Annotated in this window: 28 protein-coding genes; 14 read left to right on the top strand and 14 right to left on the bottom strand. The window is 42.7% G+C overall.

Annotated features, from left to right (window positions below; all coding sequences use genetic code 11):
• The first annotated feature begins 7 nt into the window (after positions 1 to 7).
• Positions 8 to 562, top strand: coding sequence for an RNA 2'-phosphotransferase (locus J3L18_RS13710; protein WP_129567567.1), 555 nt, complete (start codon positions 8 to 10; stop codon positions 560 to 562).
• A gap of 295 nt (positions 563 to 857) precedes the next feature.
• Entirely contained in the window at positions 858 to 995 is a 138-nt protein-coding gene (locus J3L18_RS13705; RefSeq protein WP_167516184.1) for a hypothetical protein, read from the top strand.
• A 230-nt stretch (positions 996 to 1,225) separates the two neighbouring features.
• On the opposite strand, the gene J3L18_RS13700 is transcribed toward J3L18_RS13705, so the two are convergent.
• Entirely contained in the window at positions 1,226 to 2,791 is a 1,566-nt protein-coding gene (locus tag J3L18_RS13700; protein ID WP_129567566.1) for a M20/M25/M40 family metallo-hydrolase, read from the bottom strand.
• A 354-nt stretch (positions 2,792 to 3,145) separates the two neighbouring features.
• Here J3L18_RS13700 and J3L18_RS13695 point away from each other — a divergent pair, with 354 nt between their 5' ends.
• Entirely contained in the window at positions 3,146 to 3,607 is a 462-nt protein-coding gene (locus J3L18_RS13695; protein WP_129567565.1) for a hypothetical protein, read from the top strand.
• Between the two features lie 186 nt (positions 3,608 to 3,793).
• Here J3L18_RS13695 and J3L18_RS13690 read toward each other — a convergent pair whose 3' ends face one another.
• Positions 3,794 to 4,003, bottom strand: coding sequence for a hypothetical protein (locus tag J3L18_RS13690; RefSeq protein ID WP_090524308.1), 210 nt, complete (start codon positions 4,001 to 4,003; stop codon positions 3,794 to 3,796).
• A gap of 171 nt (positions 4,004 to 4,174) precedes the next feature.
• Between J3L18_RS13690 and J3L18_RS13685 the strand changes: the two genes are divergently transcribed.
• Positions 4,175 to 5,182 (top strand): ABC transporter ATP-binding protein, encoded by a 1,008-nt coding sequence (locus tag J3L18_RS13685; RefSeq protein ID WP_129567564.1) that lies wholly within the window; start codon positions 4,175 to 4,177, stop codon positions 5,180 to 5,182.
• Positions 5,183 to 5,342: 160 nt separating this feature from the next.
• Here J3L18_RS13685 and J3L18_RS13680 read toward each other — a convergent pair whose 3' ends face one another.
• Positions 5,343 to 6,299 carry an EamA family transporter gene (locus tag J3L18_RS13680; RefSeq protein ID WP_129567563.1) on the bottom strand — a complete coding sequence of 319 codons (957 nt, stop codon included), beginning with the start codon at positions 6,297 to 6,299 and terminating at the stop codon, positions 5,343 to 5,345.
• A gap of 6 nt (positions 6,300 to 6,305) precedes the next feature.
• Positions 6,306 to 6,785 carry an Lrp/AsnC family transcriptional regulator gene (locus J3L18_RS13675; protein WP_090524317.1) on the bottom strand — a complete coding sequence of 160 codons (480 nt, stop codon included), beginning with the start codon at positions 6,783 to 6,785 and terminating at the stop codon, positions 6,306 to 6,308.
• 252 nt (positions 6,786 to 7,037) lie between these two features.
• Between J3L18_RS13675 and J3L18_RS13670 the strand changes: the two genes are divergently transcribed.
• The 3 genes from J3L18_RS13670 to J3L18_RS13660 all read left to right on the top strand — a co-directional run bounded on the left by J3L18_RS13670 (position 7,038) and on the right by J3L18_RS13660 (position 8,323).
• Entirely contained in the window at positions 7,038 to 7,598 is a 561-nt protein-coding gene (locus J3L18_RS13670) for an RNA polymerase sigma factor (protein WP_129567573.1), read from the top strand.
• A 20-nt stretch (positions 7,599 to 7,618) separates the two neighbouring features.
• A complete protein-coding gene (locus J3L18_RS13665) occupies positions 7,619 to 8,020 on the top strand; it encodes a hypothetical protein (protein ID WP_176844516.1) in 402 nt (133 codons plus the stop codon).
• 87 nt (positions 8,021 to 8,107) lie between these two features.
• Positions 8,108 to 8,323 carry a hypothetical protein gene (locus J3L18_RS13660; protein ID WP_091171302.1) on the top strand — a complete coding sequence of 72 codons (216 nt, stop codon included), beginning with the start codon at positions 8,108 to 8,110 and terminating at the stop codon, positions 8,321 to 8,323.
• 236 nt (positions 8,324 to 8,559) lie between these two features.
• Here the strand turns inward: J3L18_RS13660 and J3L18_RS13655 are convergent, their stop codons facing one another.
• The 4 genes from J3L18_RS13655 to J3L18_RS13640 all read right to left on the bottom strand — a co-directional run bounded on the left by J3L18_RS13655 (position 8,560) and on the right by J3L18_RS13640 (position 11,635).
• On the bottom strand, positions 8,560 to 9,048 hold the full coding sequence (locus J3L18_RS13655; protein WP_091171304.1) for a VOC family protein: 489 nt from the start codon (positions 9,046 to 9,048) through the stop codon (positions 8,560 to 8,562).
• Between the two features lie 1,035 nt (positions 9,049 to 10,083).
• Positions 10,084 to 10,284: a hypothetical protein gene (locus tag J3L18_RS13650; RefSeq protein ID WP_091171309.1), complete on the bottom strand. Its 201-nt coding sequence runs from the start codon at positions 10,282 to 10,284 to the stop codon at positions 10,084 to 10,086.
• Positions 10,285 to 10,394: 110 nt separating this feature from the next.
• On the bottom strand, positions 10,395 to 11,252 hold the full coding sequence (locus J3L18_RS13645; RefSeq protein WP_129567562.1) for a glycoside hydrolase family 16 protein: 858 nt from the start codon (positions 11,250 to 11,252) through the stop codon (positions 10,395 to 10,397).
• Positions 11,253 to 11,422: 170 nt separating this feature from the next.
• Entirely contained in the window at positions 11,423 to 11,635 is a 213-nt protein-coding gene (locus J3L18_RS13640) for a hypothetical protein (protein WP_129567561.1), read from the bottom strand.
• A gap of 199 nt (positions 11,636 to 11,834) precedes the next feature.
• On the opposite strand from J3L18_RS13640, the gene J3L18_RS13635 reads away from it, so the two are divergent.
• The 3 genes from J3L18_RS13635 (at position 11,835) to J3L18_RS13625 (ending at position 16,581) form a co-directional block, all read left to right on the top strand.
• Positions 11,835 to 13,082: a metallophosphoesterase gene (locus tag J3L18_RS13635; protein ID WP_223266058.1), complete on the top strand. Its 1,248-nt coding sequence runs from the start codon at positions 11,835 to 11,837 to the stop codon at positions 13,080 to 13,082.
• Positions 13,083 to 13,168: 86 nt separating this feature from the next.
• Positions 13,169 to 13,384, top strand: a complete 216-nt coding sequence (locus tag J3L18_RS13630) for a hypothetical protein (protein WP_129567559.1) — start codon at positions 13,169 to 13,171, stop codon at positions 13,382 to 13,384.
• Between the two features lie 356 nt (positions 13,385 to 13,740).
• Positions 13,741 to 16,581, top strand: a complete 2,841-nt coding sequence (locus J3L18_RS13625) for a TolB family protein (protein ID WP_129567558.1) — start codon at positions 13,741 to 13,743, stop codon at positions 16,579 to 16,581.
• Positions 16,582 to 16,594: 13 nt separating this feature from the next.
• Here the strand turns inward: J3L18_RS13625 and J3L18_RS13620 are convergent, their stop codons facing one another.
• The 4 genes from J3L18_RS13620 to J3L18_RS13605 all read right to left on the bottom strand — a co-directional run bounded on the left by J3L18_RS13620 (position 16,595) and on the right by J3L18_RS13605 (position 19,860).
• Positions 16,595 to 17,356 carry a hypothetical protein gene (locus J3L18_RS13620; protein WP_129567557.1) on the bottom strand — a complete coding sequence of 254 codons (762 nt, stop codon included), beginning with the start codon at positions 17,354 to 17,356 and terminating at the stop codon, positions 16,595 to 16,597.
• A 4-nt stretch (positions 17,357 to 17,360) separates the two neighbouring features.
• Positions 17,361 to 18,107, bottom strand: a complete 747-nt coding sequence (locus tag J3L18_RS13615) for a copper homeostasis protein CutC (RefSeq protein ID WP_129567556.1) — start codon at positions 18,105 to 18,107, stop codon at positions 17,361 to 17,363.
• A 152-nt stretch (positions 18,108 to 18,259) separates the two neighbouring features.
• Entirely contained in the window at positions 18,260 to 19,270 is a 1,011-nt protein-coding gene (locus J3L18_RS13610) for a glycosylasparaginase (protein ID WP_129567555.1), read from the bottom strand.
• 149 nt (positions 19,271 to 19,419) lie between these two features.
• On the bottom strand, positions 19,420 to 19,860 hold the full coding sequence (locus J3L18_RS13605) for a putative signal transducing protein (RefSeq protein ID WP_091171339.1): 441 nt from the start codon (positions 19,858 to 19,860) through the stop codon (positions 19,420 to 19,422).
• A 54-nt stretch (positions 19,861 to 19,914) separates the two neighbouring features.
• Here J3L18_RS13605 and J3L18_RS13600 point away from each other — a divergent pair, with 54 nt between their 5' ends.
• From J3L18_RS13600 to J3L18_RS13585, 4 genes are all read left to right on the top strand, one after another.
• Entirely contained in the window at positions 19,915 to 20,862 is a 948-nt protein-coding gene (locus J3L18_RS13600; protein ID WP_129567554.1) for a helix-turn-helix transcriptional regulator, read from the top strand.
• Between the two features lie 122 nt (positions 20,863 to 20,984).
• Entirely contained in the window at positions 20,985 to 21,440 is a 456-nt protein-coding gene (locus J3L18_RS13595; RefSeq protein WP_091171346.1) for an EVE domain-containing protein, read from the top strand.
• On the top strand, positions 21,428 to 21,850 hold the full coding sequence (locus J3L18_RS13590; protein WP_129567553.1) for an SRPBCC family protein: 423 nt from the start codon (positions 21,428 to 21,430) through the stop codon (positions 21,848 to 21,850). Before J3L18_RS13595 ends, J3L18_RS13590 begins: the two co-directional genes overlap by 13 nt.
• Before the next feature lie 94 nt (positions 21,851 to 21,944).
• Positions 21,945 to 22,400, top strand: a complete 456-nt coding sequence (locus J3L18_RS13585) for a GyrI-like domain-containing protein (RefSeq protein ID WP_129567552.1) — start codon at positions 21,945 to 21,947, stop codon at positions 22,398 to 22,400.
• Positions 22,401 to 22,961: 561 nt separating this feature from the next.
• Here J3L18_RS13585 and J3L18_RS13580 read toward each other — a convergent pair.
• Together J3L18_RS13580 and J3L18_RS13575 are read right to left on the bottom strand one after the other, a co-directional pair.
• The gene (locus J3L18_RS13580) at positions 22,962 to 24,296 is read right to left on the bottom strand and encodes a dihydroorotase (RefSeq protein WP_129567551.1); all 1,335 of its coding nucleotides are present in this window, start codon (positions 24,294 to 24,296) and stop codon (positions 22,962 to 22,964) included.
• Between the two features lie 96 nt (positions 24,297 to 24,392).
• Positions 24,393 to 24,956, bottom strand: coding sequence for a hypothetical protein (locus J3L18_RS13575; protein ID WP_129567550.1), 564 nt, complete (start codon positions 24,954 to 24,956; stop codon positions 24,393 to 24,395).
• Positions 24,957 to 24,962: the final 6 nt, after the last annotated feature.

Raw genomic sequence — 24,962 nt, 5'->3', positions numbered from 1 at the left:
AGTGCTAATGATAAGCGAAAAAGAAACTACCAGCCTAAGCAAATTTTTAAGCCTGGTATTACGTCATCAGCCCGAAGTAATAAATATTAAACTTGATGAGCAGGGCTGGGTAGCCGTTGACGAGTTGCTGCTGAAAGCGGCTGCGCATGGTAAAGCCATAACTCTTGAAATACTGAACCACATAGTTGAAACTAACGCCAAAAAGCGTTTCGCATTTGATGATGCCCGGCAGAAGATCCGAGCCAGCCAGGGGCATTCGGTTGAGGTTGAGCTGGGTTATGAAGCACAGATACCACCGGATGTGCTGTATCATGGCACAGGGAGCCAGTCGGTTGAGGCGATTTTGCAAACCGGGCTCGAAAAGCGGAGCCGGCAACACGTACACCTGAGCAGCGACCTTGAAACGGCTGTTAAGGTTGGTCAACGCCATGGTAAACCTGTTGTGTTAACCGTTGCGGCGGGTGAAATGCACCGGCTGGGTCATAAATTCTATCTGTCAGAAAACAAGGTGTGGCTTACCGATTTTGTACCGACAGATTTTATCGGAAAATATTCCTCTTAACCTATCCATGACAACTTAAAAAATGGGTGTCATACTGAGCCCGTCGAAGTATGGCGGACAGGGCCCCTGCACACGAGTCTTCGACAGGCTCAGACTGACAGGCCCTCTTTGTCATCTAACCTTCAGAGTCCATGGATTTAATCACTCAGGATAGATCCCAAATCGAACATCCGAATTCCGAAATTGGAAAATGACATTTTTTTGACTTTTGTACCAAATTAGTCGAAACTTTATTTTAAAAAACGCTTGCAGGTTAAGTAGCAAACCTGTTACATTTAGGAAATTATAAACTGAAATGCCAAAGCACATCCTAATTATTTACGTATTGGTTGCCTGTTGTATCCTGGTTATTATGGTCAACTCATTTGTTAAAAACAGGTTAAACAAAAAAGCTGAAGACAGACGGATCCTCAAACCTGTTAACCGTTCTTAATTGTTTTTCAAATCCATTAAGAGGGCCGGCCCTGTGATCAAAGCGGGGCCGGCTCTGCAAAGCATCGATATCTCCTGATGCTCATATTGTTTATCACCCGTCGTTTTTTTGAAGTTTAAACAAGCCTGTATTAAAATATACGTTGAGGAAGATATTTTTCGCTAAGACGCAAAGATTTTTTTGCCTTTGCGTCTCAGTGAGCTTATTTAATCGCGACGGTTGCTATTCTCCTAAAACCCATCAAAAACAAAGGTTTCGTTTACAAGCGGTTTCCTTGGCAGCATTTCAGGTCGGATACTGGCCTGGTACACAAATGAGGCTACGATGATGGCGGCCTGTTTCAGATCATCTATCATCAGGTGGTCGTAGTCGTCCATATTGCTGTGGTGCGTGCGGGTTTCATAATCAATAGGGTCCTGCACAAACTGGAAACCCGGTATGCCAGCCCAATCAAACGCCAGGTGATCGGTTGACCCGGTATTGGCCATAGTTACCGTTGTGGCACCAAGGTCATTAAAGGGTTTTAGCCACTGTTCAAATATCGGTTTCATTTTTTCGTTGTTTTGCGCAAAGATCCCCCTGATTTTTCCGGTACCATTATCCAGGTTAAAATAGGCCGATACTTTAGCCTGCTCGGGCTTTACAGTAAATTTAACGCCATCCCTGAAATGGTTTTTAACGTACCCGAATGAACCCAGCAAACCCTGTTCTTCGCCACTCCATAGTGCAATGCGGATGGTGCGTTTAGGTTTAAGCCCAAGCGAATCGAGCAGGCGAACGGCCTCCAGCATTACAATGCAGCCTGCGGCATTGTCGGTTGCACCGGTAGCTGCCTGCCACGAATCAAGATGACCGCCCAGCATCACCAGCTGCGATTTTAGTTTGGGGTCGGTGCCGGGGATTTCGCCCACTACGTTGTAGCCGTTTGTATCTTCGGTAGATGTTTTGTCCATAAAACTCATGGCCAGTTCAACTTTCTGGCCCGATTGGATTAGCCGTTTGATCTTCTGCCCGTCCTCCGAAGCCATGGTAACCTGCGGTACGGTTTCCGGATCAGTTAATTTATAGCCGTAGCGCCCTTGCACAAAAACGGTTCCGTTAACATTACTGCGGCCCGCGCTAATGAATGCCAGCGCACCAGCGTTTTTCAATATGCGGTCTGCTGTTTTAAAGATCTTCAGGTATTTAGTAGTATACATGTCGATCATGGAGCGGGACACCATATAAGTATCCTTCAGGTTGGCTAACGCGGTGTCGGCCAGTCTTTCGGCCAATGGCTCAAAGTCTTTTTTATAATCAGCCGCCTCACCGGTAACCAGTACAAATTTGCCTTTAAACCCGGTAGCGTGGCTATTCAGATAAGTAGTATCTATAGCCTGTGCCGTTGTAATTATCATAACTTCACCTTGCAGCAAGCCTGTGCTGCCCGGGCTCCATGGATTAGGATAAGCCCTGATCTGAGCATTATAGGGTGCGCGCATCATCATACTGAAATCCTGCACTTCCCATTGTTTGCCAAAAGTGCCCCAGGGCTCGGTAGCGGCATTGGTCATTCCCCATTTTTTCATGGTGGCAACTGCCCAGCTTGCTGCCCGGGCATAACCCGGCGAATTGGTTAACCGCGGACCGGATACATCGGTTAAATAATGCGCTATCTGCGGAATTTGTGAGCTGCTAAGCTCTGCCTTGCGGATGCGACTGAAAGCTGCAGTATCAATAACTTCCTGCTGGGCGTAGCTACCGGTGCTGGCAAACAACAGCGCGCCGAAAATAAAATTGTGTTTTATATATTTCATAATGAGGGTTTTATATTTGAATATAAGGTTTTAGTTTGAAAAACATAAATACGAGAGGGTAAAACCTGAACTAAGCCGTGCCATTAACACAATAAAACATTGGCAACACCGCTGATATCATTAAATAACGTAAAAACCGCATCCCGAAAGCGTATAAACACTATGTTACCCGGCTGTTTTTATCGTCAATTTTATCTTCTCTAATTAAAGTCATTTAACCCGGAGGCAATTTGCAGTTTTCTGAATCAGCAAATAGCTTGAATCAATGGTATTTATAGTGTTCGGGTCGCCTGTATATGGCTTTAAACGTTTGTGAACCAACAATCAAATTATATAAACTTAAAACTACAACCTATGTCTTTTTTATCAAAAATGTGGGATCATGTAAAATCCCTGTTCCACAACGCTTCAGACGCTGTACATGAAATCATTACCGTAGCCGACAAAGTTGCTAACGGAATCAAAAACCTTGAAGCAAGCCAGGCCGGCCAGTTTTTGGAAATGACGCTGGAAACCCTGGTGCCGGCATCAGCAGTAATTGTGAACGGTATTAAATTATGGCTGCCCAAAGTGGTTACCGATTTAAACTGGGCTGTACAGGAAGATGGCAAAACAGATGTGCAAAAAATAGCCGACGCGGTGGCTTATTTAGCAAAACTGAAAGGCGTTAACCCGGATGCTTATGCCAGCCAGCTGAACACGTTAAATGCACTGATCCAAAAATGGATGTCGGACCAGCAGGGTGCCGGGCTCAACATTCAGCAGGCGCTTACCATTAGCCAGGTTAACCATAATCCCGATCTGGTTTCGGCTTAATGATATTAAATTGCTGAGGGGCAGCATCCCCGTGGCCGCATCATAAAACAAATGATGCGGCCTTCTTTTTTGCCTATATTTATAAATATGACCTGTTTTTTTCTTAAAGCTTGTGGCAGGGTTATTATTAACTGCTTGTTGGTAAGTATGTTAGCATACTTAAAGCGGCAGATAATAAATAAGCCCCTATTTTTTTGAAGTAGCAACTACAACAATGCCGCCTATAACTAATAATCCGCCAAGGTAGGGCGGCCAGTTAACAGTTTTTTCCCTGTCGGCCGATACCTGTATAGGGCCGGCATCAATGATCTTTTCTTTTTTGGTGTAAGTAAAACCTGTCCAGATGAGCATGGCCGCACCTACAATAATGAGTACAATCCCTATGGCTTTGTTCATGGTTATATAATTTGGTTATTGATAATAAATAGCGTTTAGTTACTATTTGTTTTGCGCTTGTCGTTCAGATTGGCATATTAAGTTTTTTTGCTTTCAACTTTTCTTTAGATTAGAAGCCTGGATCCGGGGTGAATGGTTTTCCTATAACATCCTGAAAATTAATTACCGTAGATGCAAGATAATCTGATACTGGAAACCATATCGGTTACTAAAAACTTTTTTGGGGATAAGTCTTCGGGGGTTAATAACGTTACCATTTTTATTCCAAAAGCAAAAATAACAGCGATAGTAGGTGAAAGCGGCAGCGGGAAAACCACTTTGCTCAACCTGTTATATGGTACCCTGGAGCCCGACCATGGTGAGGTGTTTTTTAAGGAGGAGCAGGTATTAAGCAGGCAAAAAGGTATTCAGCATGCCCATAAGGTTATGCGGATGGTAGCGCAGCACGATAACGATCTTGATCCGCGAATATCGGTATGGGACACTATATGTGAAGGTTTGCCTGCCGAAGATCAAAGTCAGGCTATCCATCATGTTACTGAAGCCTTGAACCTTTTAAATATCTACACCATTAGAGAAATGCCCTTTGGTAAATTAAGCGGTGGCGAAAAGCAGCGTGTAACCATTGCCAAAGCATTGATTAGCCGCCCGGAAGTTTTACTGCTTGATGAACCCTTTAACCAGGTAGATGCAACCTATCGGGAAGGTTTACAGCACGATATCAGGTATATTGTAAAGGAATGGGGAGTTACCGTAGTATTGGTATCGCATGATCCTGCCGAGATCCTTTCCATGGCCGATGAACTTATTGTACTTAAAGAAGGGGAGATTGTGGAGAACGGCAGTCCTGAGCAGTTATATCATGCGCCTAAATTATTGTACACGGCACAAATACTGGCCAGCTGTACCCGGCTAACATCGGCCCAGGCAAAAGTTTGCGGCATAAAAAGTAAACGCAGCGTGGTGGTGGTTTACGCCGAGCATATTAAAATTAGCAGCCTGGGCAGCAAATGGCTGGTGAAAATGGTATTGTTTAAAGGCTTTTTTGAAGAACTTATTGTTGAAAAAGATGGTTTAACACTGCGGGTAATTAATTACGACAGGCGTAAGTACCCGGTTGGCAGTAAAGTTGGCATCAGTATCAGTAAGTATTTTGAATTTGGAAAATGGGAGAGTTGATTTATACTTTTGTCTCTTTGGGACTTTTTAATAAAAATGCCATTGCGAGGAGGAACGACGAAGCAATCTCGTAGCTACGCAAGCCGGCTATGTATTGACTACGAGATTGCCGCGCTGCGCAATGACATAGTTTTTATTTTTTTCGTTTCAGCGCTTGTGTTCACTTTGCTACTGCCAGTTCTCTATGTTTTGCCTTCCTATACTTCGATAAATTGATCAGCAACACACTGCTCAATATTACAACCAGTCCAATAACCTGGATCAGCGTTACATGTTCGCCTGCAAAAATTACCCCCAATAATACGGCTATCACCGGGTTAACATAGGCATAGGTACCAACCTGGGTAGCCGGTCTCACCTGTAAAAGCCATACATAAGCGCTAAATGCCGCTATCGATCCAAATATAATGAGATAAGCCAGGGCATACCAGCTTTGTACCGGTATGGCATGCCATTGTACGGTTTGTACCTCGTTGTTTAAAAAACTTGCGGGAATAAAAAATATGCCGGCTCCAAGCATTTGCCAGGCCGTATTTACCGATACCGATCCTTTAGTGTTATAATGTTTTGAATATAATGAACCGGAGGCCCAGCCCAGTGTACCAAGTAAAAGCAATATCATTCCTGGTAATTTTGATGGACCTGCCGATGATCCCAATACGTCCGCGATCTGATCCCGAAATAAAAGTATCACACCTATAAAGCCAATGATGAGGCCGACAATGGTGCTTTTGCTTTTAAAGTTGGTGCTCCAGTTGGGTTTATCAAGCAGCACGAACCAAATTGGCGGCGATGTTACCATAATGGCCACCATAGCGCTTGGTAAAGTTTGTTCGGCCCATATTACTGCACCGTTACCTATTACCAACAGCAGGAAACCGCTTACTGCTGCATGTAATATGTTTTGTTTTACAAAAATCTTTTCACCCTTAATTGCACACCACGCCATTAACAGCAAACCCGCTGTGAAGAAGCGCAGCGCGCCCAACAGCAGCGGCGGAAAACCAGCTACTGCAATTTTTATAAAAAAGTAGGTAGAGCCCCATACTATATAAACAGTGGCGAAAGCTATAATAACTAATATGGGCGAAGTGGATTTTGCAGTAGTAGGTGCCATGATATATTATTTTTCGGGTATAACCAATTGTTGTTGTTCTTTTTTGGTTTCGAGCACTATGGTGGTGCGGGTGCTCAAAATATTGGGTATTTTACTGAAGTGAGTGCGCATTAAATTCATTAGCGAGGCGGAGTCATAAGTACGCACTTTTATTAAATAGCAATCGTCGCCGGCTATGTGGTGCACTTCCTGTACTTCGGGTATCTTGGCCAGCTCGCCTGATGTAGCATCGCTTCCTGGCCCATCGGCCGCTTTCATAAATATAAAAGCAAGCATTTTTTGCTGCAGGGCCGCCGGATTGATGCGCGTTGTATATTGTTGGATCACATTTTTTTGTTCCAGTTTTTTTACGCGCTCAAGTATGCCGGATGGCGCCATGCCAAGCTCACGGGCCAGGTCGGCATTAGAGATCCGGGCGTTTTCCTGCATCAATCGCAAAATATGCAGGTCGGTTTTATCTAAAATAATTTCCGGTTCGTTAATCATACAGTAATATTCGGTATAAATTGAATAAAGTTCAAATATTTTTAATTAAAATGAATTTAATTCGACAAAACTATCTTTATGATGTTTAAATATCAGTTACTTAAGTCGCTTCTGCAATCAAATAAATACTGTTTTAGCTGTCTGAAATGACTTTTTGATATGCAATAGATTTTTTTGAAAAAAAATTAAAATGTTTTTAAATCACAATCGTCTTTATCTTTAAAAAGGATAAAGAAATTGACAACAGCGATAATGCCCCAGGACAAAAACAGCCACATCATACAAACAATTGCGTCGTATGGTAAAAGCCTGTTGGGATTTATTCGCCGGAGGGTAAAAAACGATGCCGACGCCGAGGATATACTCCAGGATGTTTGGTACCAGTTTAGCGCTGTTATTAATTCTGAACCGATTGAACAAACCAGCGCCTGGCTATACCGGGTGGCCCGGAACAAAATAACTGATAAGCATAAAAAAAAGACGGAAGCCCTGCTTGATGATATGCTGGCCGATGATGAGGATTATGACGATGAGGCACCGGACTTTAAAGCCATACTCCTTACCGAAGCTACCACTCCCGAAACCGAGTATTTGCGCAACCTTTTTTGGGAGCAGTTATTTTTTGCGCTGGATGAATTGCCCGAAGAACAAAAACAGGTATTTGTTTGGCATGAGCTTGAAGATATCCCCTTTGAGGAAATTGCCAAACGTACCGGGCTAAATACCAACACGCTGGTATCAAGGAAACGTTACGCCGTATTACACTTGCGCAAACGGCTTGCCCAGCTTTACACCGAAATTACTGAATATTAAAAATTAAGACATTATATAACATGAAACCATTTTTTTATAAAAGGCGATTTTTTTTCATCCCGCTTGGGGTGATCGCTTGCCTGGCCGTCATCAGCTTTGTGGTAATGCAGCTGTGGAATAATTTATTGCCGGATATTTTACATGTAACAACCATTACTTACTGGCAGGCCGTTGGCATATTTATTTTATGCAAGATTTTGTTTGGTTTTGGGAAAGGCGGCCCTAAAGGCGGAGGAGGTGCACCCTGGATGCGCGGACGCATGGCCGAACGTTTTAAGAATATGAGCCCTGAAGACAGAGATAAATTCCGTGCTCAGTGGGAAGACCGCATGTGCGGATGGAAAGGCCACGGGCATGGCAGGTTTAGCCGTGACTGGGACGATTTTAAGACTACCACAAACGAAGAAAAGAAGGCTGAGTAAGCGATCAGGAATATCAGCTTTAAGCTTTATGCATTCCGCTTTCAGTTCTAAATAAATTGATATTTATCTACCTCAAATAACATAACAATGGATGTACTGGTATTTGCAACAAGTGTACGGCAGAGACGGCAGGTGAGCCGGGTACAAAATTTATTAACCAAAATACCCGCCATAGCCCAATGGAACTTTGACCTGGAAGACTGCGATAATATTTTACGGGTGGAAGCTAAGGATCTTTCGCCTCGTTATATCGAATCGTTGTTGCAAAACGCCGGTATCTATTGCCAGGAGCTGGATTATTAATACCTGTTTACAATGACAGCTGCGCTTGAGCGTAAGGGAGATCCGATGGGGCCACATCTGGTTGAGCATCCCTGCTACAGGATACATTCATGGCCCTGTGGTTCAAATCCCTAACGCTGCGGCGGTAATATGGGTATTCTTCCCAATAATAGTGCTTTCGGGCTTTTGGCTGTGCAAAGGCTATTGGTTAAAAAGAAATTCAAAAATTTAGTTAAGTGATTGTTTGGCAGCCCGGCTTATTTTTTAGCCGGGCTGTTTATTTCAATCCAGTAGCCATCCGGATCCTGGAAATAAAGTTGCAATACGCCATCTGCCCGGTAGGTAGGTTCTTTACTGTCACCTTTCCAGTTTGAGTAAGGGATATTCATTTGATCAAGCGTTTTTGCAAACTCTTTTACCGACGAAACGGTGAAGCAAAGGTGTACGCCTTTAACCTGTTTTTCGTTGCGTTCGGCCTGTATAACATGTAGTTTCACATTATTGCCAAGGCTATACCATTGGTGTACGGTATCGGCAAAGGGGTTGTCAACTTTTTTAAGGTGTAATACTTTGGTATAAAATTCGGTGCTTTTTTTAAGGTTACCGGTAGTAATTGCAATATGATCAATTACCGGCGAGATATCGGTACCGTTTTGGGCTTTGCAAACCACAGGCAAAAGCACAGTTATTGCCAGCAGCAACGTGGTTAGTTTGGCTGTTTTAAAGATTATTGATAAAGATCTCATTGTTAGGATTTGTAATTTAAATGCCTAAAGATATAGGTTTAGCATTATGGTTAAAGTAATGCACAAATAAATTACACAAGCATTCAATGAAAACTGAATATCAATTTTTCGTCCTCGTGATTTATACAATTGATATTGTGTAAATTCCAGTCATTAATATCAATAAGGCCCGCATTGGTCCTGTAATGACTGTCATCAACAGGGCATTTTACTACATATCCAATATCTTTAATCAGCACAATTATTGGTCTTGCACCGCAAACCTTGCAGCAGTTACAATCAACCGATCCTGGTATATTTACATAGCCCCTCATACTTCATCCGGCGTTTAATTAAGTTTTTAATTGCGATTAGTTATCAGGTCAATCAACTTGTTAAAGTACTCGTATTTTATCCCCAAAAGTTAAAAAAATGCTAATTGAGAATAAAATCCTCCATGAAAATATAATACGTATGAAACTGGGTTTATGTTACTGCCCTTTGCAGATTATTATTTATTTATGGAGATAATAATAGTTGTTTGTGTTTTACAGTATCGTTTTATATTAATTTAACGCTGCAAACAGCTATGGAGCAATGTCATTATTGATCCTTATAACCTTTCTGGCCATCGATTCTCTGTTTGTTTGGATTAACCAGGTTATGGAGCGACGGAGTTCCTGAGTTGTCGCTTGAAATAGTTATCGACTGATGATTATCCTACTGTAACATTCCTTTTACCGCTTTGTTGCCGCACTCTTATGGCATGATAACTGTTTGGCCATAGTTTATCTATCGAAAACTAATAAATCATTTGCTATGAAAACTACTGTTTCACGCTCAATTTCATTATTAATATTAGCAGCAATGGGCTTTACAAGCTGTTCGACCGAATACCGGGAACGACACAGGCGACGACACGACGAAAGGGTTCGTGTACACGAACGCGTAGTTATACATAATTAAAACAAGTAAATACAGCAAAACAGGCCGTGCTGATGAAGCACGGCCTGTTTTGTTTATGGCGTTTAAAAACCGGGATTGTTTATGGTAAAATCAATCGTTCCAGAGGTGCCGTGAATGAAGGCTACCTTCCAGTTTGTTTTTAATCATAAGGTCGTCTTTATGCAAAATGCAATCGCCCTGATTGATGTCTTCTTCGGCAGTAACTTTGATGATGCTGCCTGATATCTGTTCAACTATACTTGATAAAGTAAAGATCTCTGAGTCGGGTATTTGTACGGTTAATATTGCCATGGGTAGATGATGTTATTTTTAATAATTCAAAAATATGGCAATAAAATTTACCCAATGTTTTATGAAAGTAAAATTTAAATAACCTTTATTTTACAAATGTATCAACAATATTAAATCACAGTTTTAGTTATCAGCACCCAGTCGACAATGGTTTTGGCATCACCGGCTTTTATTTTGTTAACTGTATTTTCTGATAAGCCATGATAGGGTTTGGTAACCTTGTTAACACCACCAGGATAGCCACCACCTAATGCAAAATTAAGGATGATGAATTTTTTGTTATCAAAAGCCCAGCGGCCATATTTTTCAACCATTGCTTTTGTTACTGTATAGGTGATTTTACCATCAACCTTAAAAACAAGGCTCTCAGGCAACCAGTCTACCGAATATACATGCCACTGGGTAACATCAATGCCTGCGGGGAAAAATACACGTTTTGCAAGCGGCGTATCGCCAAAATAGCCGGGGCCATGTAAAGCATGGCTTACCCAGCTTGAGTCGCCTACGGTTTCCATTACGTCAATTTCGCCGCAATTGGGCCATTTACCGTTTCCAAGCAGCCAAAAGGCTGGCCATAGGCCTGCGCCTGCCGCCATTTTCATTCTGCATGAGGCCGTACCATATGTAAACTCCATTTTAGCTCGGGTATTAATGCGGCCTGAAATGAAATCATATTTACGCTGCTCTTTACTGGTAAAGCCGGGTTTATATAAAGCCTTTAAAACAAGTGCGCCATTTTTGGCACCTTCGGCTTTACCATCTATCATATAAATGGTAGCCGCCGAATCAACATAGGCCTGCTGCTCGTCATTAACAGTGTTGCCCGTAACTTCAACATTCCACCTGCTCCTGTTGAGGGTTGGTTTATTAAAATCTTCAAAGAAAACAGTATCGGTAGTTTTATTCTGAGCGAATGCCTGTAACGCTAATAAAAATGGAGCTGATAGCAGCAGATATTTTAGATTCATTTGAGGTGTGAGATAAGGGTTTAAAAGTAGATAAATTGGATGATACGAATTCAGTATTTACCAATTGCGATCATAATTTTACAGTAACGTCCCGGTTTGAAACTTAGAAGATACATTGACAAATAAACAAATTGAGAATCTCTGCCTGCATTGTTATATTTGTGTAATACTCATCTTAAGGTCATGGGTAATACCACAGCAAATTTATATTTCAGGTCAAAACAGGTTTCGTTAATAATGTTGGCGGTAACAGCTATCATTTGCTCCAGGTTGCTGTTCTTTTTTTTCAATGACCCCGAAGGCCCAAATCCTTTAATAGTTGGAGGTTTGGCACTGGCTGTATTTTTGCTATCCTGGGCGGTATATGTATTCAGCCCATTCAAAATAAATGGCTTTAAGAGACTTTTCGTCGTAATTTGTATCCAAATACTATTGGTTATTGGCCTCTATTTTTGGTTGAAGTAATTTCCCATCTTTCTCAAAATCTTTAAACCTGGCCTGCATCAGCAATTTTACCCTCTAATTACCTTTACTTTTTTAAATTGCAGTCTTATACGTATTTATATGCACAGTAGTGGTTTTTTGAAGGTATTCGCAATTATTGCGTTGATTAGTTTGTTGTTTGATTGGTACATCCATTCCGGCCTTAAAACCTTAACTGCCGACTGGCAATCAAACGTGTGGCGCAATGTTGTTTTATGGGGGTATTTGATCATATCTGTTGGTGTAACTGCGTTGTTTTTAATTGGCTTTGGCGCTTTTAGTACAGCAAGCGGCATGCGCCCGTTTCATGAGTGGATGCTAAGCCTGTTCCTGACGTTTTTTATTACCAAATTGGTTTTCATAATCGTGTTATCCCTCGGCGATCTGGGGCGGTTTTTCGTAGGTGTATTCAACTTGATCAGTGGTTCGGGCAGGGTTGCCGGGCAGCCGGCTTTTCCAGGCCGGCGTAAGTTCATCAGTGAAATAGCGGTACTGGTGGCTGCCGTGCCTTTTACTTCTTTTTTTTATGCCATGCTTAAGGGTAAATACGATTATAAGCTGCACAAAACCACCCTTTATTTTGATGATTTGCCCGATGCCTTCGATGGCTTTACCATAACCCAGCTTTCTGACATCCATTCCGGAAGTTTTGATAATACCGAGGCTATGCAACGCGGTATCGACCTGGCTAAAGCGCAAAAAAGCGACCTGTTTGTTTTTACCGGCGACCTGGTGAATAATGCAGCATCGGAAATTGAGCCTTATATTGACAGGTTTGGGCAGATCAAAGCGCCCTACGGACAGTTTTCCATTTTAGGTAACCACGATTACGGTGACTATATCCATTGGGATAACATGCAGGAAAAAGCAGCCAACCTCGATAAGCTTAAACACCATCACAAAGCCTTAGGCTATCGTTTGCTGCTGGATGAAAATGTCACCATTGAAAAAGGCGGGCAATCGATCTCCCTCATCGGGATCCAAAACTGGGGCAGAGGTTTCATCCAGATAGGCGATTTGAATAAGGCGCTTCAGGACGTACCCCGGGATGCCTTTAAAATACTGCTTTCGCATGACCCTACCCATTGGGAAGAACAGGTTCGTTATAACCCAACAACCATTCATCTTACCTTATCGGGCCATACTCACGGCGCGCAGTTTGGTGTAGAGATTCCCGGTTTTAGGTGGAGCCCGGTAAAATACCGTTATGTTGACTGGGCCGGCCTCGCTAATGAAAATAACCGATATCTGTACGTAAACCGTGGTTTTGGTTTCCTGGCATTTTCTGGAAGGTTAGGTATTTGGCCGGAGGTTACAGTTATTGAGCTGAAGAAAAAGGTAGTGTAACGTTATAAAATAAGGATTTGATTTATCGGGCTTGATTTTTGGCAGGGTTTTTATGCTTATTATACTAAGCGTTTAAACTTAAAATTATGGCAACTAATAATATAAAAAGGATAGGCAAACAAGGTCCCCAGGTACAGCATCAGCATAGCAATGCCTGGCAAGTGATGAAGCCTTTTGTACATTTTGGTGTGAAAGCTATAAGCGCAATAGCTCATACGCTGATCTACATTATAAAACATATTCCCAAACCTGATTCGCCTAAACCTTCCGGGCAAAAAGGCGGTAAGATCATCAAAATATGACATAGTAAGCCCGGTATATTCATATCGGGCTTTTTTTTAATCCAGTACCGGTTATCAACCGTTATTAAACGGAATAAAATACCGTGTTTTCACGGGTTGCAGGACTGTTTTTAAATGGCGAGATTTAAGCGTTGATTAAATCATGCAAAACAAGAACTGCCATTACCTATCACTGGTTGCTAATATTGCCTTCAATAATAATTGATATAATATTGAAAACCTAAACCTTAACTTTAACCTTGTCCTTACACCCGTCAGTTTGATGGGTGTTTTTTGTTTTATACCAGGTCAAATTCATAAGCGTTCAGTAAGTGGCTTGTTGTTTAAATTACAATTTGTACTTACTTTCACCCTCAATGAATCATCTGTTTACCGGTTACAAAACGCTTCAAAAATTAATACTTCCGGCGCTGTTACTTTCTGCTACATTGTCAAAAGCGCAGGTGTTTGGCGGTAATCCGCCATCTATAAAATGGAAACAGGTAAACACACCGCCCGCCCGGGTAATATTCCCGGCCGGCTTGGATTCGGCGGGGTTAAGGGTTGCCAATATCGTGCAGCAAATGAACGGGCTGATCCGGCCAACAATCGGCTTTAAGCAAAAACAAATCAGTATTGTATTGCAAAACCAAACCACCGTAGCCAACGGTTATGTGGGATTGGCCCCCTTCAGGAGCGAGTTTTTTTTAACTCCCGAACAAAATAGCTTTGATATAGGCAGCCTGCCATGGCCGCAGCAACTGGCTATTCACGAGTACAGGCATGTGCAGCAGTACAATAATTTTAATGTAGGCCTGTCGCATTTACTCCGCATAATTTTTGGCGAGGGCGGGCAGGCGCTGGGTAACGACCTGGCTGTACCCAACTGGTTTTTTGAGGGCGACGCTGTTTTTAACGAAACCCTGGTGAGCGAACAGGGCAGGGGCCGGTTGCCTTATTTTTTTACCGGTTACCGTGCGCTGTGGGCTGCGGATAAAAACTACAGCTATATGAAGCTTCGCAATGGCTCGTACCGCGACTATGTGCCCGACCATTACCCCCTTGGCTACATGATGGTAGCCTACGGCCGCGAAAAATATGGAAGCGAACTCTGGAAAAACGTAACACATGACGCTGCGGCCTATCGCGGTGGCTTTTATCCTTTTCAATGGGCTGTTAAAAAATACACCGGCGAAAGTTTCAAAACCTTTTCAAATAACGGGTTTGCTTATTTCAAACAGCAATTTGCCGAAGATAACAATCAGCCCGTTGCCGAACGAAAGAAACATTTTGACGCCAACCGGCAATACCCGGCTTTTGTGAACGATAGTACGCTCATCTATGCAAAAAATACTTACGATCATTTGCCCGCCTTTGTTGTTAAAACCGGTGATAAAGAAGTGAAAATCAGCACCCGTTCCTATTCATTGGATAGTTATTTTGATTATCACAACGGTAAAATAATTTATACATCCTATCGGCCGGATTTACGCTGGGGCTACCGTAATTATAGTGAACTGATGCTGCTTGATACAAAAACGGGGCTGGAACACCGGATCACATCAAAAGCAAAATACTTTTCGCCTGCTTTTAGTGCCGATGGCCAAAGCATTGTTGCTGTACGGGTTGATCCATCAGGATTGAGTCAGCTGCACATTTTAGATACAGCCGGGAAAGTGCAAAAAGAAATCCCAAACCCGCGGGGGCTGTTTTATACTTATCCTAAGTTTTATGGCGATGGTAAACTGCTATCGGCGGCACGTAACAAGGATGGTAAAATGGGGATAGCCCTTACGGAGATCGCTACCGGTAAAACAGATTATTTAACGCCACTGAGTTATCGTCCGATAGGTTTTATCGCCCTAAAAAAAGACACGTTGTATTTCACGCAAACCGATGGTAAAAACGACCGCCTGTTTGTGATGATGCTTAACAATAAAAGTGTTTATGAAATGTTGCCAACAGGTAATTTTACAGGTTTAGGCTACTATCAGCCGGCAGTAAGTGATAATAAACTGGCCTGGGTAGGTTTTACTGCCGATAGTTACCGGATTAACCAGGCCAATAAAAAAGATTTGAAATGGATAGCCGCCGGGGGAGATTATGCACGCTACCTGCCCGATCTGGGTATCACAGCACTGAAAAAAGATTCGGCTGCCAATTTAGTAACAGGGATAGTTGATAAGCCATTGCCGGTTACCAACTATTCCAAAGCGCATGGATTGTTTAATTTTCACAGTATCATCCCCAATATCAGCGACCCTAATTATTCATTCGCTATCACGGGCGAGAATGTGCTGAATACTTTTCAGTCCGAGTTGTCTTTTGATTATAATACCAACGAAGGCTACAAGCAGTTTGGTTTCGATGCCGTTTACGGGGCTTTGTTCCCCTATATTTCGGCCGGGGCCGATTACACACTCGACAGGCGGAGCTTTTATAAGGGCCAATACGTTTACTGGAACGAGACTGCTGTGCATGGTGGCTTGCGGGTTCCCCTGAATTTTAGTGAGGGTAAGCGTTTAACCAGTCTTACCTTTGGCAGCGATCTGTATTTTAACAGCATCAACTTTCAACAAGCCTATAAAAGCAGTTTTGCCGACCGGTCATATAGCTATTTGAATAATTATTTCAGCTTTAGCAATCAAACGCAACAGGCACAGAAAAATATTTATCCCCGGTTTGCGCAAAGCATAGGCGTCAATTATAAATCGGCAGTTTCAGGATCGGGAGCAACGCAGCTATTGGCTACGGGAAGTTTTTATTTCCCTGGTTTGTTTGTGAACCACAACTTTGTCATCAGCCTGGCGCACCAGCAAAAAGGGAAGGACAACGTGATCAGTTTCTCTAATGATTTCCCTTTCTCCAAAGGTTATACCGCCGAAAACCTGGATGATATGAATAAGATTGGCTTAACCTATCATATGCCAATAGCTTATCCTGATGCAGGTTTCGGCAACCTGTTTTACCTGTTACGCCTGCGTGCAGCATTGTTTTTTGATTATACCCATGCCAGCGCATCAAACTTTTTTACCGATGGCAGCGGCTTTAAGCAAAACTTCAGGTCGGCAGGTGGTACCCTGTATTTTGATACCAAATTCTTTAATCAAAACAGTATCACATTCGGTATCAGATATAGCAGGCTGCTGGATGAAGATTTTTTTGGCGGGACAGGGCGCAATAGGATAGAGCTGGTTTTGCCGGTAACTTTCTTTTAGTTGGATGGTTGATCTAATAATCAGTACTTATGATGCCCACTATACAACCCGAACAGGTGATCAACTCTGATTTTCTATCGTTAACATAGGAGGCTATTCGAATGATCTCAACAGGAATTTTGACATTCTTTTTTTGAAGAGTTTTTATTCCGGCAACGCCGTAGGCTTGTTCCTCGCAGCAAAAGCTGAACAACAGATTTTTAAGTTTTTTGATATCCCTGTTTTTTACAAGCTCGTCAATATATTCCCCCATCTTCGTTTTAGGACTTGCGTCACCGCAATAAAAGGCATACATTTTATATAGATTTAACTCTTTTACTAAATCTTCAATGTTTTTGGATGATTTGTAAAAGTCGTTGCGTCTTTTTAAGTATTGCAACACTTTCGTAGTATCTATTTTTGGATGATTTTCTCTTTTATTTAGTTTATCGTAAAGCGGATCTCCAAAGAATGAGTTATCATAGCACACAGAACTAATTAGAATGCTGTCGCCCATTGTTAGTAAATTAACATAGTAACGATTCGATCCATTAAAAATAACGTTTATCCGTTGATGCTTATAACCAAAATCCACATCTCTGTTAAAGTAAGTAGTTACTTTGCTATCATGGGGCTGCCGGGTTTGTTTAATGCTGTCAATTCTTTGGAAAAGCCTGGTAACGCTCTTTTCATTATTAGATACTGATTCTATTTTGTGATAATAAGTCTGAAGCTGGGCATAACTTTTTAAAACGGTAACTTGGAATAAAAACAGAAAAAGTATTTTTCTATTCATAAATTTAACTGTTAGCCAGCCTGATGAGTTCCTTAACCCGGTCAACGCCGGTAACATCAATACTATATTCATCGCCGGCTTCGGCGCTCATCATGATGCTTTCATTATGAAACTTCATTTTACTCGCAACCTTGATCCTTGCCGATGAATGAACCTCCTTTACCCCGGTGTAATGTATGAGATCGGCCACATTCGCTTCACTTACACCACTGCCGGGCATAATGCTGATGCGGTCGGCGGCTTGTTCAACAAGACGGTTTAAATTGCTGGCACCTTCAATAGCAGTGCTTTTGCCTCCTGAGGTAAGCACGCGCTCGCAGCCCATTTCAATAATTTCTTCAAGGGCTTTATGCTGATCGGCACACATATCGAAAGCCCGGTGAAAAGTTACACCCAGGCCCCATTGCCGGGCAAGGCGTACCATTTCGGTACAGCGTTCTATATCGATAGAGCCATCTTCTTTAAGAATACCTATTACAACGCCGTCGCAACCGGCATCAATACAATACCTGATATCGGCCATCATGAGCTTGTATTCCATATCATTGTACAAAAAATCGCCGCCGCGCGGACGGATGAGCACATACAGCTTGATATGGAGCAGGCTGCGGGCCATTAATATGGTGCCGTGCGATGGGGTGGTGCCGCCATCCTTCAAATTTTCGCAAAGTTCAACACGCACAGCGCCGCCCTCCTGGGCCGCCAGGGCCGATGTTACCGAATTAGCACAAACTTCGAGTGATACCTGCATGTTTTTTTAAGTCCATAGACCATAGTCAATAGTCCATGGCCTTTTTTGTTTATTGTCTATGGTCGATAGTTCATAGACTACTACTGTTAAGTTAACTATATTCTACAATATTAAACTATGGACTATCGACTATGGTCCATCGACCAATAAATTTACTTATAATAACTCTTGCCTGGTATTAACAGGTCCTGTTGTTGTGCATTACAAACGGCGTATGAAAAACCACTTTGTATAGCATAGGCACCATATTCGCCTTTTTTATTAATAGCTAAAAAGCCAACCTGGATCTTTTTGGCTATTTCCGGTTTCTTTTTAATAATACGGTTTACAGCTTCCTTGCAGGCATCCTCCGGAGATAGGCCCTGGCGCATTAATTCAACCACCAAGAAGCTGCCCACATTGCGGATCACCTCCTCACCAACACCGGTTGATGTTGCACCGCCAACCTCATTATCTACATAAAGGCCGGCACCTATAATCGGGCTATCACCAACGCGGCCGTGCAGTTTAAAAGCCATGCCGCTGGTAGTACATCCGCCTGAGATGTTGCCTTTGGCGTCAATAGCAAGCATACCAATGGTATCATGGTTGTATTTATTGCCCGGTTTACCGCCGTTTTCGATATTCATAACGGGGCTGTACTGAGCTTTTTTAAGCCACTCCTTCCAGATCTTTTCTGTTTCGGGGGTTAGCAGTTTTTCTTTTTTCATACCCTGCTCAACGGCAAACTGGGTAGCACCTTCGCCAACCAGCATTACGTGAGGGGTTTTCTCCATCACTAAACGTGCTACCGAAATAGGGTGGGCTATATTCTCCATGGCAGCTACCGAGCCACAGTTGCCAAACTCGTCCATGATACACGAGTCGAGGGTTACATGTCCGTCACGATCGGGCAGGCCGGTGCGGCCTACAGTATGATTGGTAATATCTTCGGCTTCGGGGATGCGGGCACCGGCTTCAATAGCGTCGAGCGCACGGCCTCCGGATGATAATACTTTCCAGGCACCTTTATTAGCTATAATACCAAAATCCCAGGTTGAAATTACGATAGGATAACCGCCTTCGGGCTTTGATATGACGGTTTTTGCGATGGCAGATTTAGAAAGCGCTGCAAATGAAGCACCTGCGGCGGATAATTTAATGAACTTACGGCGGTTGTACATACCGCTAATATATGAAAAACAGTTTTAAGTCATAAGTTCTAAGTCTTCAGTCTGAAGTCGTAACTCTTGAGTTTTAAGTTAAGACCCTATCTGGTTATAAAAATGAAGATTTTTGACTCGCGACTTAAGAGTTTCGACTTTGAAAAAAGCTATTCAAAATCCCGCTGGCAATTAAAACAATGCCATGCTTTGCGGCTATAAAAAGGGAATATCATCAATAAAAATGAGATGATGGCGGTGAACCAATGAACCCTTTTTTCGGTTGCTGAACCATAGCGTACATTGGTTGAGCCACAATAAGGGCAAATCACGGCATTAAGCGTTTCGTCATCAATTTCAATATGGTCCTGGTCGTGCAGGTCACCTTCGGCGGCTAAAATCTCCCGGCATCGCTCCAGGTCACGCTCAAATATTTTAAGTTTAATGCCGCCTACAGCCTGGTTGTAAAGGGGGTTGGAACCAATGGTGTTTTCATCGGCAATAAAGCAGGGGATACCATAACCTTCCAGTTTGGTGCGGATGATATGTGCAAGCATCACATCATAATAGGTTTCAAACGTTATGATCTTTTCTTCGGGTTGAACGGCCATATTGTAGATAAATATTAATCAAAGGTAAATTGTTTTTTATTTAATTTGGACGCCATGAACCGCATCGACCGAATATCAGCCATTTTGATCCAACTACAATCGCGCAGGGTAGTAAAGGCCGGTGATATTGCCGATAGGTTCAATATTAGCCTGCGTACGGTTTACCGCGACATAAAAACGCTGGAAGAAGCTGGCATCCCGCTCATAGGCGAAGCCGGCGTTGGCTACTCCATTATGGATGGTTACCGCCTGCCCCCGGTAATGTTTACCCGCGAGGAAGCCACAGCTTTTTTAACCGCCGAAAAGTTTGTTGAAAAGCTTACAGATACCTCAACCATGGCACAGTACCAGTCGGCCATGTACAAGGTGAGGGCTATTCTTAAATCATCTGAAAAAGATGCCCTGGAAAACCTTGACGGCAGCATCGAAGTATTGAAAAGCCATAGTCAGAAAAGGGCCGGAAGTACCGATCATATCCAAACCATACTGGATTGCATTATCTGTAAAAAGATCATGAGCATTGATTACTTTGCCGCCCACTCACAGGAAAATACCAAACGCGAAGTTGAGCCCGTGGGCGTTTTTTTCCTGGATAGTTTCTGGCACCTGATAGCTTACTGCCGCCTGCGTAATGATTACCGCGATTTCAGGATCGACCGTATCAGAAAGCTGGTGGTTACCGATAAAAGTTATGTAAACAGTAAGCACCCTACGCTAAAAGATTATATTGACAAAATGGCCTGCGAAAAGCAGCTTGAACAGGTGGTGATAAAAGTTGACAAGGAGATTCACAGCTATCTTGATCATCAAAAATACTATGGCGGTTTTGTATCTGAGAAAACTGTAGGAAGTAAAATTGAGATGACTTTTTTGACCATCTCATTGGAAGGTTTTGCCCGATGGTATATGACCTTTGGCGACCGTGCCGAGATCATCAAACCCGACACCTTGCTGCAGCGTGTACGGGAGATCACCGCAACCATCGCCCAAAAAATAAATTAATTTCTTTTCTTTTTTTCCTGCTGACATAAGGCTGTCACCAGCGCGTTGTTACTTTGTTTCATAATGGCAGGGGCAGGGCTTTTATTGGTCGTGTTTTTGCGGTTAATTTAAACCATACACTTATGAAACATTGGATAATAGTAGTATCAAAAGATCACATTGGCCGTGGCATTTCCGGGGGATTTATTCAGGCCAATCATGGTAAACTGGCGCCGCTTAAACGTATGGAAGTTGGCGACTGGGTGGCGGTATATTCGCCCAAACAAAAGATGAACGGCAATGAGCCTTTGCAGGCTTTTACAGCCATTGGCCAGGTGCGTGACGAGGATATTTATCAGAAGCAAATGGCTATTGATTTTATCCCATACCGCCGCAATGTAAATTACTACGAATGTGCCGAAGTTCCGATAGCCCCGATGATTGAAAAGCTCGATTTTATCACCAACAAAAAAGCGTGGGGCTACAACTTCAGGTTTGGATTTTTTGAAGTTCCCGGCGCAGATTTTAAGAAGATAAAGGAACAAATGATCACTGCAAAACAACCACTATTAAATAAGGCTACGTTATGGAAAAATTAACAGTAAATGTGCAGGTAAAATTTAAAGCCCCGATGGCTAAAGTTTGGCAGGGCCTGACTGATCCTGCTATGGTAAAAAAATATTTTTTTGGTACCGATCTTGAATCGAGCTGGAGGGTAGGGGAGCCCATAAAATTCAGCGGGAAGTGGGGTGGTAAAAAGTATGAAGACCATGGAACTATACTGGATATTGATCCGGGCACATTTGTAAAATACAGCTACTGGAGCAGCATGAGCGGCACTGACGACAAGCCCGAAAACTATGCCAATGTTACCTACAACCTCACCGAAAATAATGGCGAGACTGAACTTACCGTTACCCAGGACAACGTAAAAAACGAGGAAGCTAAAGCGCATTCAGAACAAAACTGGAAGGGGATTTTTGAAGAATTGAGGAAACTGATAGAATAATTATAATATTAAATTAATAATTTATATAATCATTATAATTGTTTGTAAAAAAGTTGATTATAAGTCAATATAACAAATAGTAATAACTCCGAAAATGGATAAAGTAACAATAAAAGGTTTCTATTTAGTTGGGATTTCGGTACGTACTACAAACCAAAACGGGCAGGCAATGAAAGATATAGCAGGGCTTTGGAACTGGTTTATGAGTGAAGCGGTTTTACAGCAGGTGGTGAACCGCCTTAGTGATGATATTTATTGTGTTTACACCGATTATGAAAGCGATGAGAACGGCTTTTATACCACAGTACTTGGTTGTAAGGTAGCTACTAAAGACAATATCCCTGAAGGCCTGATTTGCATTACAGTACCACCCGGAAGCTATAACCGGTACGTGGCTAAGGGTGCACTGCCGCAGGCGGTAGGCGAAACCTGGCACCAGGTCTGGACAAGCGATATTGACAGGAGGTATATGGCTGATTTTGATGTTTATGGGGAAAGGTCACAAAATCCTGAAGGCGCAGAGGTGGAGGTTTTTGTTGGGGTGAATTAGGGAGGTGGCGTTATAAAATGCCTGGATTCTGAGGTGGAAATCGCTTAAACAAAGAGGCTCGGTCACCCTGAGCTTGTCGAAGGGTCGCGCGTAAAGGCCCTGCCCACCATGCTTCGAGAACCTACCCATGACAACTTAAAAAAAGGGGTGTCATACTGAGCCCGTCGAAGTATGGCGGGTAGGGCCTCTGCACACGAGTCTTCGACGGGCTACCCATGACAACTTAAAACGGGTGTCATGCTGAGCCTGTCGAAGCATGGTGGGTAGGCCTCTGCGCGCGAGTCTTCGACAGGCTCAGACTGACAGCCCTCTTTTGTCATTTCACCTTCGGAGGCCTCCGGATTTAAACACTCAGACTGACAAGCCCCCCTTTGTCATCTAACCTTCAGCGTCCATGGATTTAAACACTCAGCATGACACCCATTTTAATCATATTAGGTTGAGTTGGCCCTGCGCAATATAGCGTGATAATTAAAAAAGCCATGCTGAAACAAATTCAGCATGGCTTTTTCTCTACAGAAAACTCTGTAATTTCTAAAATTCTATAAATTGTAATTGATATTACCTGTTAAAAGTCAAGCGCTTGCCGGCTTTACCTTCAATAAGACTTCCATTCGCATATGCCAGGTTTCCCGATATCAAAGTATAAGCTACCTGCGAGCGGAAAGTATTGCCTTCAAATGGGCTCCAGTTACATTTATACAGGATATTACTTTTATTAACGTTCCATGGTTTGTTCAGGTTAACCAATACCAGGTCGGCCCAGTAACCTTCGCGGATGAAGCCGCGTTTTTCTATCTGAAAAAGTGTGGCCACGTTGTGCGCCATTTTTTCCGCTATTTGCTCAAGGCTTATTTTACCATGGTGATACAGCTCAAGCATGGCTGGCAAAGCATGCTGAACCAATGGGCCGCCGGATGGCGCCTGCAGGTAAGGCTGCTCTTTTTCTTCTATAGTATGCGGGGCGTGGTCGGTAGCAATAACGTCAATCCTTCCATCAAGTACAGCACGTAAAATACCATCACGGTCTGCCTCTGTTTTTACTGCCGGGTTCCACTTAATATAGTTGCCTTTTGTGTCATAATCTGCATCGGTAAACCACAGATGATGGATGCAGGCTTCGGCAGTAATTCGTTTATCTTTTAATGGAATTGTCTTGTCAAAAAGATGTGTCTCCCGCTCTGTAGAAATGTGCAAAATATGCAAACGAGTGTTGTGCTTTTTTGCCAGCTCAACCGCCATTGATGACGACAAATAGCAGGCCTCTGCACTCCTGATTTTTGGATGCATCCGCACCGGAATATTTTCGCCAAGCAGTTGTTTGTAATGGGCAAGATTGCTCTTGATCGTAGCCTCATCTTCGCAGTGTGTAGCGATGAGCATGGGTGATTGCGCGAAGAGTTTTTCGAGGGTGTGAGGGTCATCAACAAGCATGTTACCGGTAGAGGATCCCATGAACACTTTGATGCCACAAACCTTACTGATATCGGTGCGCAAAACCTCATCTAAATTGTTGTTAGACGCGCCCATAAAAAACGAATAATTAGCCAGCGAATTGCGCGACGCGATCTGGTATTTATCTTCCAAAAGTTCCTGCGTTAAAGTGTTGGGAACGGTGTTTGGCATCTCCATAAACGAAGTGATGCCGCCCGCAACAGCAGCTCTTGATTCTGAATAAATATCGGCCTTATAAGTTAAGCCCGGCTCGCGGAAGTGCACCTGGTCGTCGATGCAGCCAGGTAACAAATGCAGTCCTTCTGCATTAATCACTTCATCTGCCTGGTGGTCGATAACTGAGTCGATACGGTCTATCAAACCATCTTTGATCAATACATCGGCAACGTATTGTTTATGCTCGTTAACTATGGTGGCTGCTTTTATCAGAATTGTAGACATGTTTTGAAATTTCGGATTTGGGATATTCGATTTCGGATTTGTTGATTGAGCTCAAACTTACGAAGTTTTTAAAACTTTGTAAGTTTTGAAGGGAAACTACTGAAGCATGAAGCCCTGTTGCTCCAGTATTTCGGCATTTTTCAATATACCGTATGTTCCAGTCTTTTTAACGGCCATTTTGTTATGGATGTGGTATTTTAGTTTCCGCGAGGCTTTATTGATTTCCTCCCAATTCCATACACTTGCCGGTCCTATAATTGAGTTGGGTAATTCATGACCAATTGCACCTTTCTCATTAAAATGCCCGATGTGTGATTTGCTAAGTACGTTCCCCTTAATTTGTCCCAGATAAAGTCGTATCAACCCCCAACCCATGGTTGAGTACCGGAACGTATGCCCTTTACAGCGCTTAGGATCAAGATTGATTTTTTCGAAAACAGGTTGCCCCTTAAACTCCGGTGACCATAAAGCGAAATTTGATCCAAAAGAGCCTCCGTTGTATAAATCAAATTTTGCGGTTATATCTGTTGCCGATGTATAACGAAGCACCTCTTCGTCATAAGCAGAATAATGATCAATAATTTGAAGTTTAGTCTCGGTCAAAATAAAATCGAGTAAGTCAATTTGGTCTTGTTTGATCGCGTAAAAGTCGTAAGTCATTCTATT

Origin of the sequence: Mucilaginibacter gossypii (genome assembly GCF_017569325.2) — a bacterium.
GTDB lineage: Bacteria > Bacteroidota > Bacteroidia > Sphingobacteriales > Sphingobacteriaceae > Mucilaginibacter > Mucilaginibacter gossypii.
Note: the sequence above shows the minus strand (reverse complement) of the source record. Positions and strands in the feature narration are given on the sequence as shown.

What these genes read in the sequence shown, in the direction of transcription:
- J3L18_RS13710 (WP_129567567.1), top strand. Translation starts at nt 8, where the DNA reads ATGATAAGCGAAAAAGAAACTACCAGCCTAAGCAAATTTTTAAGCCTG.
- J3L18_RS13705 (WP_167516184.1), top strand. Translation starts at nt 858, where the DNA reads ATGCCAAAGCACATCCTAATTATTTACGTATTGGTTGCCTGTTGTATC.
- J3L18_RS13700 (WP_129567566.1), bottom strand. Translation starts at nt 2,791, where the DNA reads ATGAAATATATAAAACACAATTTTATTTTCGGCGCGCTGTTGTTTGCC.
- J3L18_RS13695 (WP_129567565.1), top strand. Translation starts at nt 3,146, where the DNA reads ATGTCTTTTTTATCAAAAATGTGGGATCATGTAAAATCCCTGTTCCAC.
- J3L18_RS13690 (WP_090524308.1), bottom strand. Translation starts at nt 4,003, where the DNA reads ATGAACAAAGCCATAGGGATTGTACTCATTATTGTAGGTGCGGCCATG.
- J3L18_RS13685 (WP_129567564.1), top strand. Translation starts at nt 4,175, where the DNA reads ATGCAAGATAATCTGATACTGGAAACCATATCGGTTACTAAAAACTTT.
- J3L18_RS13680 (WP_129567563.1), bottom strand. Translation starts at nt 6,299, where the DNA reads ATGGCACCTACTACTGCAAAATCCACTTCGCCCATATTAGTTATTATA.
- J3L18_RS13675 (WP_090524317.1), bottom strand. Translation starts at nt 6,785, where the DNA reads ATGATTAACGAACCGGAAATTATTTTAGATAAAACCGACCTGCATATT.
- J3L18_RS13670 (WP_129567573.1), top strand. Translation starts at nt 7,038, where the DNA reads ATGCCCCAGGACAAAAACAGCCACATCATACAAACAATTGCGTCGTAT.
- J3L18_RS13665 (WP_176844516.1), top strand. Translation starts at nt 7,619, where the DNA reads ATGAAACCATTTTTTTATAAAAGGCGATTTTTTTTCATCCCGCTTGGG.
- J3L18_RS13660 (WP_091171302.1), top strand. Translation starts at nt 8,108, where the DNA reads ATGGATGTACTGGTATTTGCAACAAGTGTACGGCAGAGACGGCAGGTG.
- J3L18_RS13655 (WP_091171304.1), bottom strand. Translation starts at nt 9,048, where the DNA reads ATGAGATCTTTATCAATAATCTTTAAAACAGCCAAACTAACCACGTTG.
- J3L18_RS13650 (WP_091171309.1), bottom strand. Translation starts at nt 10,284, where the DNA reads ATGGCAATATTAACCGTACAAATACCCGACTCAGAGATCTTTACTTTA.
- J3L18_RS13645 (WP_129567562.1), bottom strand. Translation starts at nt 11,252, where the DNA reads ATGAATCTAAAATATCTGCTGCTATCAGCTCCATTTTTATTAGCGTTA.
- J3L18_RS13630 (WP_129567559.1), top strand. Translation starts at nt 13,169, where the DNA reads ATGGCAACTAATAATATAAAAAGGATAGGCAAACAAGGTCCCCAGGTA.
- J3L18_RS13625 (WP_129567558.1), top strand. Translation starts at nt 13,741, where the DNA reads ATGAATCATCTGTTTACCGGTTACAAAACGCTTCAAAAATTAATACTT.
- J3L18_RS13620 (WP_129567557.1), bottom strand. Translation starts at nt 17,356, where the DNA reads ATGAATAGAAAAATACTTTTTCTGTTTTTATTCCAAGTTACCGTTTTA.
- J3L18_RS13615 (WP_129567556.1), bottom strand. Translation starts at nt 18,107, where the DNA reads ATGCAGGTATCACTCGAAGTTTGTGCTAATTCGGTAACATCGGCCCTG.
- J3L18_RS13610 (WP_129567555.1), bottom strand. Translation starts at nt 19,270, where the DNA reads ATGTACAACCGCCGTAAGTTCATTAAATTATCCGCCGCAGGTGCTTCA.
- J3L18_RS13605 (WP_091171339.1), bottom strand. Translation starts at nt 19,860, where the DNA reads ATGGCCGTTCAACCCGAAGAAAAGATCATAACGTTTGAAACCTATTAT.
- J3L18_RS13600 (WP_129567554.1), top strand. Translation starts at nt 19,915, where the DNA reads ATGAACCGCATCGACCGAATATCAGCCATTTTGATCCAACTACAATCG.
- J3L18_RS13595 (WP_091171346.1), top strand. Translation starts at nt 20,985, where the DNA reads ATGAAACATTGGATAATAGTAGTATCAAAAGATCACATTGGCCGTGGC.
- J3L18_RS13590 (WP_129567553.1), top strand. Translation starts at nt 21,428, where the DNA reads ATGGAAAAATTAACAGTAAATGTGCAGGTAAAATTTAAAGCCCCGATG.
- J3L18_RS13585 (WP_129567552.1), top strand. Translation starts at nt 21,945, where the DNA reads ATGGATAAAGTAACAATAAAAGGTTTCTATTTAGTTGGGATTTCGGTA.
- J3L18_RS13580 (WP_129567551.1), bottom strand. Translation starts at nt 24,296, where the DNA reads ATGTCTACAATTCTGATAAAAGCAGCCACCATAGTTAACGAGCATAAA.
- J3L18_RS13575 (WP_129567550.1), bottom strand. Translation starts at nt 24,956, where the DNA reads ATGACTTACGACTTTTACGCGATCAAACAAGACCAAATTGACTTACTC.